Raw genomic sequence first — 12,285 nt, forward strand, 5'->3', positions numbered from 1 at the left:
TTGAGCAAGGAAAATTACATAAACAATCAATTCTATATCAGAATGCTTCTTATTCATCTGGGATATGGATTTTTGATTTTTTTATTTCCTGCATTATCAAAAATAATCCTCCTTTTGATAATGGCATCCTTTCTCTTTGTTATTTTAGATAGAAAGAATAAAGGTAATGAAGCCTTAATGGCTGCTGCTTATATTTCAGGGGGAGAGGTCTTCTTTAGGCAAACTGGTGCTCTTTTTTTCTGGGAAACTGGTAAATATGCCGTAATTATATTTCTATTAGTAGGGATGTTCTTTAAAGGTGCTAGCTCTAAAACAGTACCCTATTGGCTATACCTTCTTATTCTTTTTCCAGGTGTTTTAATAGCTTCCTTTAATTTTAGTTATGATGCCGAAGTTCGGAAGTTGATAGCTTTTAACCTGGCGGGACCTGTTTGTTTGGGTATTTCTGCATTATACTGTTATTATAAAAAAATAAAAAGAGAAGATTTTCAGAGAGTTTTATTGATGCTATTAATGCCTTTAGTAGCACAGATGACTTATTTATATTTCTATACACCCAGTATGGAAGAGGTGAGGATTAGTTTATCCGGTAACTATGCAGCGACAGGAGGTTTTGGCCCAAATCAAATCGCTACGGTATTTGGCATGGGATGTTTCCTCTTAGCAACAAGGCTATTTACTATTAAGGATAAATTAATTAATTTAATAGATATTGCTCTTTTAATACTTATGGGATATAGAGGAATAATCACCTTTTCCAGAGGTGGAATTATTACTGGGATTGCTTGCATTGTTGCATTTTTAATTTTTTTCTATTATAAACAGGATTCAAAACGAATTGAAGGTACAAATCTTAGAATAGTTGTTTTAATCGGCATTTCTACCGCCATTTGGATATTTTCATCCTTGGAAACGCGTGGATTAATTGGTAACCGTTATTCAAATCGCGATGCAGCTGGCCAATTAAAAGAGGATATTACTACTGGAAGGACTGAATTGATTACAACTGAACTAACAGCCTTTTACAAACACCCTATTACAGGGATAGGAGTTGGAAAAGGTATTGAATATAGGGAAGAAAATTTAGGTATAAAGATAGCAAGCCATAATGAAATTAGTAGGTTACTTGCAGAACATGGAGTTTTAGGAATATTTGCATTATCTATCCTTATATTTGTGCCGTTGATTTTCTGGTTTAAGTTTCAAAATAATTATTATTTTCTTGCTTTTGTTACCTTTTGGTTCCTAACCATCAATCATTCGGCTATGCGTATTGCCATGCCGGCGTTCGTGTACGGACTGGCGTTATTGTATATTGTAGATGAGAAAAAGAATACTGTACATAGGAAACGACTTACAGGTCAATAGTTTTACTGCAACCTATATTTCGTTTTTCAGTAAAATGCTGAAAAAGGAAGGCTATAAGGTGAGGACCGCTTCCACCCGGAATAATAAAGCACTCCGCCTTGGAGAAATGCTCTCCATGATTATTCGCTATAAAGATTCTACCGATATTGTTCTTATAGACACCTATGGCGCTTTGAATTTTTATTATGCCTACCTGGTTGGGAAAGCCTGCCAGATGCTTAATATGGAATATATACCTATACTTCATGGTGGCAATCTTCCGGATCGTTTACAAGGTTCAGGGAAATTAAGCAAAAGCCTTTTTGGAAATGCCAAAATAAACATAGCACCTTCAAAGTTTCTGTATGACAGTTTCAGGTCGTATGGTTTTGATAATATCAAAATTATCCCTAATTCCATAAATACCGAAAATTATCCGTTCAAAGAAAGATCAGAATTCCGTCCGAAACTTTTATGGGTGAGACGATTTCAAAAGCGATATAATCCATTGATGGCTTTAAAGGTGCTGCAAATAATCAAGGAAAGATACCCAAACGCGAGTTTATGCATGGTAGGACCTGAGAAGGATGGTACAATGGCTACCTGTAAAAAACTTGCCAGTAAATTTGACCTGGATGTGAGGTTTACTGGAAAACTAAAAAAGCAACACTGGGCTCAGCTTGCCTCGAATTACGATTTCTTCATAAATACTACCTCAATAGATAACACCCCTATTAGTGTAATCGAAGCCATGAGTCTGGGGCTGGCGGTTGTTAGTACAAACGTGGGCGGAATGCCGGTACTGGTTGAGGATGGGTTTGATGGGATTCTGGTGCCTGAAAATGATGAAAGAGCTATGGCGTCAAAAATTATGGAACTGATCGGAAATCCTGACGAAGCAAGAAGAATATGTGAAAATGCAAGGGCAAAAGTGGAACTCTTTGACTGGAACCTTGTGAAAAACCAGTGGAACAAGGTACTTGCTTAATGAAAAGAATCCTCTATATAGGGAATAAACTTTCAAAACATGGAGCAGCTCCAACAAGTGTTGATATACTTCCCTATTATCTGGCCCGGGAAGGTTATAAGGTTAAAACAGCTTCTTCTGCAAGAAATAAGGGCTTACGCCTGTTTCACATGATGGGAAGTGTGCTTTTTAACTCCCGTAAAGTAGAACTGGTATTAATCGATACTTATAGTACTTCAAATTTCTGGTATGCTGTGATTTGTGGAATGCTTTGCCGTAGTCTGAGGCTTCCGTATATATTTATCTTACACGGTGGAAATTTGGATCAGCGGTTTACTCAGGTTTCCAGGTGGGTCCTTAATATATTTAAGGAGGCGAAAATTAACATTGTGCCGTCTCAATATCTCCTTAAAAAATTGAAAGCCTTTAATTTTAATAACATACAGCTTATCCCTAACTGGATAGACCTTAAATTGTATCCTTTTAAACTGAGAACTGGCTTATGTCCCAGATTACTTTGGGTAAGGTCGTTTGATGAAGTATATAACCCTGCAATGGCAGTGGAGGTAATTGAGAAATTATCCAAAAACTTTCCGCATGCTGAACTTTGTATGGTTGGACCTGAAAAAGATGGCAGTCTTGAAAGATTGAAGTCTATTGTCCGGAAGAAAAATTTACCGGTGGTGTTTAAAGGAAAACTCAGTAAGAAGGAATGGATAGATTTATCCAAGGATTTTGATGTTTTTATTAATACCACTTCAGTAGATAATACCCCTGTAAGTTTGCTTGAGTCAATGGCCCTGGGTCTGCCGGTAGTTTCTACGAACGTAGGAGGAATTCCATATATGATAGAAAATAAAGTGAACGGAATTCTGGTGGAACCGGAAAATCCCGAAGCCATGGTTCAGGCAATTTGTACTTTACTTGAAGATCCTGAATTGGCCGGACTGCTAAGCAGGAATTCACGAGCTCAAACAGAAAAATATGACTGGGAACAGGTAAAGCCTCTATGGTTAGAATTGCTAAACTAAAAATTATATATTTAGCGCCTAGTCGGAATGCAATTTAACCATGTCTCAAAAACCCCTCTTCCATTTCGAGATTTCTGAACGTAAGATTCTTTTGCGTTTGTTTGACATGCTTGCAGTCCTTATTACACTTGCTCTTGTCGGTATCATCTTTGAATTTGATTATTTCAGGATCAATGCAGATCATTGGAACTGGACACTGGTTTTTTTGATCTACCTCAATCTTTTTTCCAGTGTCTTTGAACTCTATGATCTCCAAAAAGCCGATCGTTTTGATAGTGTAATCAAGAATGTACTTCTAACTTCAAGCCTTACCGTTCTTTTTTATATTCTGACTCCATTCTTTACTCCGAGTCTGCCTACCAATCGTTTACAGATACTCTTTTTCTTTCTGTCCATTGCAGGAGCTCTTCTCATATGGCGATTTCTGTATATCAGTCTTATATCATCCCCAAGATTTTATAAAAGGGTTTTGGTGGTAGGTGATTCATTTGATATTCAACTTATTGCGGATGCCTTGCAGAAAACTGACCCCAACTATATGGTCGTCGGATATATAAACACAGATCAAAGGCTTAAAACCGAATTAGAAAATGAAAAGCTGAAAAGGTTTGAAGTTGGAGAACTTCAAAGTGCCATTCACAAACATCATATAAATGAAGTGGTTGTTGCAAGTGCCTATCAGAAAGGATTGATGTTTAGCCTTTACAATGAGCTTAGTGAACTACTTAAGAAAGGTTTTCCGATCAGAGATTATACCCAGGTGTATGAGGAGATTACACGGCGAATACCAGTGCAGAATGTTGATAAGGATTTTTATAGATATTTTCCTTTTAGCAGAAGTAATCAGAATAAGTTCTATCTTCTTGTTTTCAGGATAATAGATATTTTAGTCTCTTTTATGGGACTTGTTTTTTGCCTGCTTATCCTGCCTTTCGTAATAGTTGGGAACTTTTTAGGTAATCGTGGTGATCTCTTTTATACCCAGGAAAGAGTGGGAAAGAACGGCAAGGTGTTTAAAATTCTCAAACTTCGCACCATGATTCATGATGCAGAAATAGCGGGACCTCAGTATGCACAGAAGAATGATTACAGGGTAACGAAATTTGGACGGTTCTTGAGAAGAGCCCGAATTGATGAAATTCCGCAATTCTATAATGTACTTAAAGGTGATATGAGCCTGATTGGTCCCAGACCTGAAAGGCCTATTTTTGTTAAGGAATTATCTGAGCTTATTCCATTTTATGAAAGCAGACATATAATTAAACCCGGACTTACTGGATGGGCACAGGTAATGGCGAATTACGGGGATTGCCATGATGATAGTCTGGAGAAACTTCAATATGATCTATATTATATAAAGCATAGGGGAATATTTCTCGACCTTAGCATCCTTCTCAAAACTCTGAGTACGGTAATCTTTTTCAGGGGACAGTGACTTCAGTTTCCAGTGCTCAGTTGAAAGTTAGCAGTGAAAAATATATTTCTTTCAAAATAATTGATAAGAAGGTTTATGGTGTAATTATCCAATTTTAATTATTAATTTTTAATTGATCAGGCAGGCCGTTTTCTTCGGAATTTAACAATGGCAAAGAGAAATATAAATAAAGCCAGGAACTGTGCAATCCGTGCGATATAGTCTCCATATTTTATATAGAAAGTAGTTTCAGAACTAAGTCCTATTTGGCCCGAAACAGTTCCCTGTTTTTCATAACCAAGACTTTTGATGATATCTCCTCTGGAACTGATGATAGCCGATATACCCGTATTAGCACTTCTGGCTACATAACGTCTGGTCTCAACAGCCCTTAGTTTTGCATAGCTCAAATGTTGTTTGTGTCCCTGCGTATCGCCCCACCAGGCATCATTGGTAATGATGCCGAGAAAATTGGCGCCGTTCTGAACATAATCGGTGACATATTCACCGTATACTGATTCGTAACAAATTATGGGGGCCGTACCAGTGCTGTCATTTAACCATAGAACTTCCCGGTTTTCCTGGGTTGTTTTCATTGCTACCGTTCCTCCTAAATCTATCATGATATTGCCCAGAATGGGTTTTAAAATATTCTGATAAGGAAAATTTTCAACTCCAACTACAAGTTTGGATTTGTGATAAAGCTGTGTGCTATCAAGAGAAGATTTAACGAGAAAAGCAGAATTATAGTCGTCATACCAGTCGTTGGGACCTATTTGATTTGACTGATTTCTAACTTTCTCCGGATCGCTGAACCTTTCAAAAAGAGTAACCCCTCCCAAAAAGCTAAGATTTGAGTACTTCCTGCTTATCTGATTGCCAAAAAAAACAGCTTCAGAATTTTCTATATTATCAATTCTGGTTCCATCGGCGAATACCGTTTCCGGAGCCAGGACCAGATCTGTAGAATCAGTGACACTTTCTGCACTTAACCTTAATAAAAGTTCGCCTATTCTAGTGTCTGTAGTGTTATATTTTTCAGTATATGGGTTGATATTCGGCTGCAGTATGACGATATCTATTTTCTTTTCGGGTTCTTCATAGTCATAATATATTAATAGTGAGATTATCAGTGGAATGCCAGTAAGAAGAAGAACTTTCACCAGTGAGCGATAAATAATGCTTTTTTCCCTGAATTCCCTGTATTGCAGAATAGTTTTAAATACGGCTATATTTACCAGCCAAATCCACAAAGTACCGCCAAATGTTCCGGTATATTCATACCACTGGACCCAGCTTATATATTCAGAAAAAACGTTACCTAAATTCAGCCAGGGCCAGGAAAAGTCCCAGGTGAGATGTATTTTTTCAAATACCATCCATATACTTGCCAGAAATGCTGCTGCAGCACTGAAACCCGTTCTTTTGGCTACAATGTGATATAACAAAAAAACCAGGGCCATTAGCAGTGAATTCACCAGAATGGCGAATGCCCCGCCGAAAGGAGTGGAGAAGTAGATCCAGTAAGTCGTGATTAGGTTCCAGATAAAGAAACTCAGGTAAGCCAGGGCGAAAACTTTTAATTTTACCCAGTTTTCTGAAAAATTCCTTACCTGAAATTCACCCAGCAACAGAGGGACAAATGCTATAAAAATAAATAAGGGGAAACCGTAAGTAGGCCAGGCAATTGCTAATAATAATCCACTAAGTAAAGCGTAGAAAAAATTCCTCATAAATTTTGGGTCTCATCAAAAATAACAAACTTCCTTATCAATTATCAATTATCAATTATCAATTATCAATTATCAATTATCAATTATGCTTGAAATCAAAATTGAAAGACATTAAAGAAATATTTAGAGCTTTTTCATTTCAAAATAGTAGTTTAGTAAAATCTAACTAAAACCGATCTATGGGAATTAAAAGACATATTCCTAATCTTATAACTCTTTTGAACCTGTTTAGTGGAAGTCTTGCGGTTATTTTTGCTGTAAAGGGTAATTTAGTTCTTGCTGCAATATTTGTAGCTGCGGGGATCTTTTTTGATTTTTTTGACGGACTGGCTGCCAGGCTTCTTGACGTTAAAAGTGAAATGGGGCTTCAACTGGATTCATTAGCTGATGTTGTGACCAGTGGTGTAGTGCCTGGAATTGTTATGTACCAGTTAATGACCAAGGCCTTACCGTCAGGGGGTGGTTTGGGAGCAGACTGGAACTCGTCAGTATTTGATATTCAAATAAAGCCATTTGCTCTGATAGGGCTGCTAATCATCCTTGCTTCGGCATACAGATTGGCAAAATTCAATGTGGATGATCGTCAAACAGATTCTTTTATAGGCCTGCCTACCCCGGCAAATGCTCTTTTAATATTGAGTTTGCCTCTGATTTTAACATATCAGCCAGGGCCATTTATCTCAGAGCTTTTATTAAATGAATGGTTTTTAGTGATTCTAACTATTCTGAGCTGTTTTCTTCTGAATGCTGAATTGCCGCTTTTCGCATTAAAATTTAGTGATTGGAGTTTTAAGGAAAATAAGCTTAGATACTTCTTTATTCTAAGTTGTATTATCCTAATAATACTTCTGAAATTTATTGCTGTGCCCCTGATTATACTGCTGTATGTAGTACTGTCAGTTTTTGCAAGAAGATAAACTTTTACTCTCTAGTTTTTTTAATAAGGCTTATTTCAGTATTTAATGTTGCGCCACTAATAATATCCATATTAGCAAAAGGCCAGCTTATTAAAGCCTTTCTTTTTTTTGCGAGATTATAGAATGTTTCAAAATATTCCGGCGAAAGATTATTTTCCTTATAATATCCCTTAAGATTCTCTAACATGTCTTCTTGCTGATATACTTTGGCCCAGTTAATCGATTTAAATAACCGATATCGCTTATTTATATCTTTAGATTTTATCATCCTTTTAATCAGCCAGTCGTCTATTTTCGATCTCATACCCCATACCGGAATTTTAAATATGTTGGGCCAGGTTTGAGGAATTAAGGGAATTTGACTTGTCGGAATATTTTTAAATGCTCTGAGCTCTGGAGTTTCTTTTAATAGTTTATTAGCAAAACGATAATAAAGCCTCAGATTTGGATGGATATTGCTCGTTTTTTTTAGCATTTGTAAAGACATTCCCGGGCTATATGCATAGAATTTTTCGTTGCAAATATTTACTTGTCGGGACAATTCCATTCTAGTGAAAGTATACCATGAAAATAATTCATCATATAACTCAGTAAAAGGAAGCTTATGTGCTTCTATCCTATCAAATATTTCATCGGCATTAGCTAATGTTGCCCCTATAATCTCCTGCTTTTGATTTACCAAATCCAGCTTTTCGAACCAAAAATCAACATGCCAGGAAAGAATAAAATTTGTTTTATCCTTTTTCCATTTTTCAAAAGAAGTTAGATTAGCGGGAGTAAGAGGAATATTTTCTTTTTTTAGATAATATTTAATAAAATTTTGTTTTCTGAATTCAGTAGTATTAAATTTTCGGATATTTCTGCCCGGCAGACCTTCACATAACTCGCCTAATAGCAAAGGATGTTTATCTGAAGGTTGAACATTATTAAGAATCTCAAGCCAGGAGTTTAACTTTACAGCTTCGGTATTTTTTGTATAATCCCGAAGAGTTTTTATTGTAGGGAAATATTGTTCCGGAGCAAAAAAGGCTGAATGGGTTGCTCCTCTGGCCTGAGCTAGTTTATACGCAATTTTGCTTTCATAATTTGAAGGCCTCCCAAATGTATAGGCAGAGATTTTTTTATTTCCAGGTATTGCCCCTAATGCTATCCTGCTATCAACTCCTCCGCTTAGGGCAATGCTAACCTCGCTGTATCCTGAGGTGCAAAGAGATACTTCTTTTTTATAATGTGACCAGTAATTTCTAATTTGATTTTCTTCCAAATCAGTAGGACCAATATTTTGATAAAGTGAATTATCAAATTTTCTAATTTTTAACTCACCATTCAAGTTAAATCTAAGCCACTCACCGGGAAGCAGGCTCTTACAGTTCTCAAGGATTGTCCTTGAGCCTATATTCATGAAACTCGGCCCTACGGCTCTTTGAAATATTCCTGTAGGATCAAAGTTCACTTTTGAATAACGTCCCAGGAGAATTAGACTATTCGATATGAAGAGATCTTTTCCCTGTTTTATATAATATAAAGGGTAAATATTCGCCAGGTCAGTTGCAATTACTATTTCATTATTGATCCTATCCAAAGCTAGGCTGGAAAAGCTGCCTGTTATATTATTTGGCACCGGCCATGTGTTCAGTATATGTCTAACAGCAGAGATTTTTTGCTCAGAGTCATTATTCAAACTGAGATCCTTCAGATACCCATTGGTAATTGAAAATTCCTTTTCGGTATGGGTAATAGTATTTTGATCATTGGTAAGTATTTGCCATGAATTTACCTGAAGAAATTTAAGGTCTGGAAAATCTTTTGACAGATCAAGATCCAGTCTTTTATTTGAAAAAATAAATTTCATATCGCATCCTGATTTCTGACTAAAGAAACTTTTTCTTATTTAAACAGTTTCTTTTTTCTTAGCTCAAAGTTCTGCCCTAAATAGACTTTTCTTACCATCTCGTCTTCTGCAAGCTCTTCGGGAATTCCATGTTTCAGAATGCTACCTTCAAACATCAGGTAAGTTCTGTCTGTTATCGCCAGTGTTTCCTGCACATTATGATCGGTTATAAGAATCCCGATATTTTTATCCTTAAGCTGAGCTACAATGCGCTGGATATCTTCAACAGCAACCGGATCTACTCCCGCGAAAGGTTCATCAAGCAATATGAAGTTAGGATCGGTGGCCAGGGCTCTGGCAATTTCGGTTCTTCTTCTTTCACCACCGCTTAAAAGGTCTCCCCTGTTTTTTCTGATATGATTAAGCCCGAATTCATCAATTAGTGATTCCATTTTCATTACCCGTTCCTTTTTGGAAAGCTTGGTAAGTTCAAGAACGCTCATGATATTGTCTTCTATACTTAGCTTTCTAAATACTGAAGCTTCCTGGGCTAAATATCCAATTCCATGCTGCGCTCTTTTATACATGGGGTATTTAGTAATATTTACTTTATCCAGGATGATATCACCGCTGTTAGGCTTAATCAGTCCCACAATCATGTAAAAGGAAGTGGTTTTTCCCGCGCCATTAGGACCTAGCAGTCCTACGATCTCTCCCTGATTCACTTCAACGGAAATGCCCTTTACAACATCTCTTCCTTTATAGGTCTTTACAAGTTTCTCGGCGCGTAATTTCATATTCTGTTATTATTCTTCTGATCAATCAGAAACTATACCGGAATTAAGCTTTTGAATCCTCCAGGGCTTCCCAGTATTCAAAAGCTCTTCTTAGATGGGGGATGACAATTGTTCCACCAATAAGAGTTCCAATACTTAGAGTTTCCATGATCTCTTCTCGTTTAACTCCTACCTTGTGGCTGGATTCCAAATGGTACTTTACACAGTCATCACAGCGAAGAACCAAAGAGGCTACCAATCCCAATAATTCCTTTGTCTTTTTATCAAGTGCACCACCCTCGGTAAAGGCATTGGTGTCAAGATTAAATATTCTTTTTAATATTTTATTGTTTTCAGATAATATCTTGTCGTTCATCTTCGCGCGATACGAGTTGAACTCATCAACCTTATCAATCATAGCTTATTTTTTTAATTTTTCTTCTTCTTTTCTATACATGATCTTGGAAATGATAATACTCACTTCATAAAGGACCAGAACTGGAATTGCAACGATTATCTGGCTTACGATATCTGGCGGGGTGATAATAGCTGATAATATGAGAACGATCACCAGTGCATATTTTCTATATTTTTTCAGGAAATCGGGTGTCACGATCCCAACTTTGGTAAGGAAGTAAATAACGATCGGGAGCTCGAAAATGAGTCCGCTAGCCAGTACGGAAGCTCTTACCAGACCAATATAACTGCTTAGATCAAAATCATTGAAAACCGTCTCGCTTACCTGATATTTCCCAAGGAAATTGATGGAAAGAGGTGTCACGACATAATATCCGAATAGAACTCCCAGAAAAAACAAAACCGAGGTGATAAATATAAATCCTTTCGCATGTTTTCTTTCAGTGGAATGCATGGCCGGAGCCACAAATTTCCAGAATTCATAGATCACATACGGGAAAGCGATAATGAATCCTGCAGTTATTGAAGTCCATACATGGGCAGAGAACTGGCCGCCCATGGTCCTGCTCTGGATCCTGAAAGGCATTTCCTCAAAACAAAAGCCACCGTCTATTCCAACATAACTAGAAATACGGCAAAGCATATCGTAAGAAAAAAAATCACCTTTAGAAGGCCCAAAAAGCAGTACATCAAATATGAAACCTTTAAGTAAAAATGCCACCCCACCTGCGATTACTACCGCCAGGGTAGCTCGTATTAAGTGCCATCTTAGCTCTTCCAGATGGTCTAAAAACGACATTTCATTAGCCGGATCTTCCTGGGGGCCTATTTTTTCCATTATAAAATTCCTTCTCTAATTAAATTGTGTAGATGAACCACACCGGTATATTTTCCATTTTTTACGGCAAGCAACTGGGATATCTTATTCCTTTCCAGAACCTCTAAAGCCTCAACGGCAAGCTCATTATGATCTATGGTCTTAGGATTCTTACTCATTATGTCCCTGGCTTTTAAATCCTTGATCTCCACATGATCTGTCAGCATTCTTCGAATATCACCATCGGTAATGATACCAACGATCTTTTCATTTTCCAAAACTGCAGTTACGCCCAGCATTTTTTCAGAAATTTCAATAATTGCTTTAGCAACATCAGTGTCGGGGCTAACCTGAGGAACCATATTCTGAGAGGTAATGTCGCTTACTCTTAGATAAAGTTTTTTACCCAGAGAACCGCCAGGATGATATTTTGCAAAATCCTTACTGCTGAATCCTTTCAGATTTAATAAGCAAATAGCTATGGCATCCCCCATCACCATTTGTGCGGTAGTGCTTGTAGTAGGAGCCAGGTTGTTAGGGCAGGCCTCTTTTTCAACATAACAGTTCAAAATATAATCGGCTTCCTTTGCCAGAAATGATTCCTTATTCCCCGTTAAAGCGATAAGGGTATTATGGAAATTCTTAATGAGCGGAACAAGCACCTTAATTTCAGGGCTATTTCCGCTTTTGGAGATACAAATAACCACATCATCATTTTGTATAATTCCAAGGTCGCCATGTATCGCATCTGCCGCATGCATAAAGATGGAAGGTGTTCCCGTAGAATTAAGAGTGGCCACTATTTTATTGGCAATAATGGCACTTTTTCCAATTCCGGTTACAACAACGCGACCTTTGGAACGATATATGATCTCAATCGCTTTGGTGAATTGTTCATCGATGAAATTTTCGAGGTTCGCAATCGCTTCTGCTTCGTTGGAAATTGTTTCTTTTGCAGTGGAAATGATTTGATCTCTAAGTTTCAAATTAGATTAAATTATGAATTGCAGGTACTAAAGAAATATGTATATTTAG

At 37.2% G+C, this 12,285-nt stretch carries 11 protein-coding genes; 5 read left to right on the plus strand and 6 right to left on the minus strand.

Annotation, left to right across the window (positions count from 1 at the left end; genetic code table 11):
* The 4 genes from LU635_RS15440 to LU635_RS15455 are packed head-to-tail and all read left to right on the plus strand — an operon-like array spanning position 1 to position 4,780.
* A complete protein-coding gene (locus tag LU635_RS15440; RefSeq protein WP_240100403.1) occupies positions 1 to 1,368 on the plus strand; it encodes an O-antigen ligase family protein in 1,368 nt (455 codons plus the stop codon).
* The gene (locus tag LU635_RS15445; protein ID WP_240100404.1) at positions 1,322 to 2,335 is read left to right on the plus strand and encodes a glycosyltransferase family 4 protein; all 1,014 of its coding nucleotides are present in this window, start codon (positions 1,322 to 1,324) and stop codon (positions 2,333 to 2,335) included. The genes LU635_RS15440 and LU635_RS15445 overlap by 47 nt, the downstream gene beginning before the upstream one ends.
* Positions 2,335 to 3,345: a glycosyltransferase family 4 protein gene (locus LU635_RS15450; protein WP_240100405.1), complete on the plus strand. Its 1,011-nt coding sequence runs from the start codon at positions 2,335 to 2,337 to the stop codon at positions 3,343 to 3,345. Before LU635_RS15445 ends, LU635_RS15450 begins: the two co-directional genes overlap by 1 nt.
* Positions 3,346 to 3,385: 40 nt before the next feature.
* Positions 3,386 to 4,780, plus strand: coding sequence for a sugar transferase (locus tag LU635_RS15455; RefSeq protein WP_240100406.1), 1,395 nt, complete (start codon positions 3,386 to 3,388; stop codon positions 4,778 to 4,780).
* A 116-nt stretch (positions 4,781 to 4,896) separates the two neighbouring features.
* Here the strand turns inward: LU635_RS15455 and lnt are convergent, their stop codons facing one another.
* On the minus strand, positions 4,897 to 6,492 hold the full coding sequence (gene lnt / locus LU635_RS15460; protein ID WP_240100407.1) for an apolipoprotein N-acyltransferase: 1,596 nt from the start codon (positions 6,490 to 6,492) through the stop codon (positions 4,897 to 4,899).
* Positions 6,493 to 6,671: 179 nt separating this feature from the next.
* Between lnt and LU635_RS15465 the strand changes: the two genes are divergently transcribed.
* Positions 6,672 to 7,409, plus strand: a complete 738-nt coding sequence (locus tag LU635_RS15465; RefSeq protein ID WP_240100408.1) for a CDP-alcohol phosphatidyltransferase family protein — start codon at positions 6,672 to 6,674, stop codon at positions 7,407 to 7,409.
* A gap of 4 nt (positions 7,410 to 7,413) precedes the next feature.
* On the opposite strand, the gene LU635_RS15470 is transcribed toward LU635_RS15465, so the two are convergent.
* The 5 genes from LU635_RS15470 to LU635_RS15490 form a co-directional block, all read right to left on the minus strand.
* Complete coding sequence (locus tag LU635_RS15470; RefSeq protein ID WP_240100409.1) at positions 7,414 to 9,030, minus strand: asparagine synthetase B family protein; 1,617 nt, start codon at positions 9,028 to 9,030, stop codon at positions 7,414 to 7,416.
* A gap of 266 nt (positions 9,031 to 9,296) precedes the next feature.
* On the minus strand, positions 9,297 to 10,037 hold the full coding sequence (gene lptB, locus LU635_RS15475; RefSeq protein ID WP_240100410.1) for an LPS export ABC transporter ATP-binding protein: 741 nt from the start codon (positions 10,035 to 10,037) through the stop codon (positions 9,297 to 9,299).
* A gap of 43 nt (positions 10,038 to 10,080) precedes the next feature.
* On the minus strand, positions 10,081 to 10,434 hold the full coding sequence (locus LU635_RS15480; RefSeq protein ID WP_240100411.1) for a carboxymuconolactone decarboxylase family protein: 354 nt from the start codon (positions 10,432 to 10,434) through the stop codon (positions 10,081 to 10,083).
* 3 nt (positions 10,435 to 10,437) lie between these two features.
* Entirely contained in the window at positions 10,438 to 11,271 is an 834-nt protein-coding gene (gene tatC / locus LU635_RS15485; RefSeq protein ID WP_240100412.1) for a twin-arginine translocase subunit TatC, read from the minus strand.
* Positions 11,271 to 12,236, minus strand: coding sequence for a KpsF/GutQ family sugar-phosphate isomerase (locus LU635_RS15490; RefSeq protein WP_240100413.1), 966 nt, complete (start codon positions 12,234 to 12,236; stop codon positions 11,271 to 11,273). The genes tatC and LU635_RS15490 overlap by 1 nt, the downstream gene beginning before the upstream one ends.
* Positions 12,237 to 12,285 lie beyond the last annotated feature (49 nt).

It is taken from the genome of Christiangramia crocea, assembly GCF_022410465.1.
Classification (GTDB): domain Bacteria; phylum Bacteroidota; class Bacteroidia; order Flavobacteriales; family Flavobacteriaceae; genus Christiangramia; species Christiangramia crocea.

Excerpts from the sequence above, each read along its gene's own strand:
- LU635_RS15480 (WP_240100411.1), bottom strand. The coding sequence starts at position 10,434 with ATGATTGATAAGGTTGATGAGTTCAACTCGTATCGCGCGAAGATGAAC.
- tatC (WP_240100412.1), bottom strand. The coding sequence starts at position 11,271 with ATGGAAAAAATAGGCCCCCAGGAAGATCCGGCTAATGAAATGTCGTTT.
- LU635_RS15465 (WP_240100408.1), top strand. The coding sequence starts at position 6,672 with ATGGGAATTAAAAGACATATTCCTAATCTTATAACTCTTTTGAACCTG.
- LU635_RS15445 (WP_240100404.1), top strand. The coding sequence starts at position 1,322 with ATGAGAAAAAGAATACTGTACATAGGAAACGACTTACAGGTCAATAGT.
- lptB (WP_240100410.1), bottom strand. The coding sequence starts at position 10,037 with ATGAAATTACGCGCCGAGAAACTTGTAAAGACCTATAAAGGAAGAGAT.
- LU635_RS15450 (WP_240100405.1), top strand. The coding sequence starts at position 2,335 with ATGAAAAGAATCCTCTATATAGGGAATAAACTTTCAAAACATGGAGCA.
- lnt (WP_240100407.1), bottom strand. The coding sequence starts at position 6,492 with ATGAGGAATTTTTTCTACGCTTTACTTAGTGGATTATTATTAGCAATT.
- LU635_RS15455 (WP_240100406.1), top strand. The coding sequence starts at position 3,386 with ATGTCTCAAAAACCCCTCTTCCATTTCGAGATTTCTGAACGTAAGATT.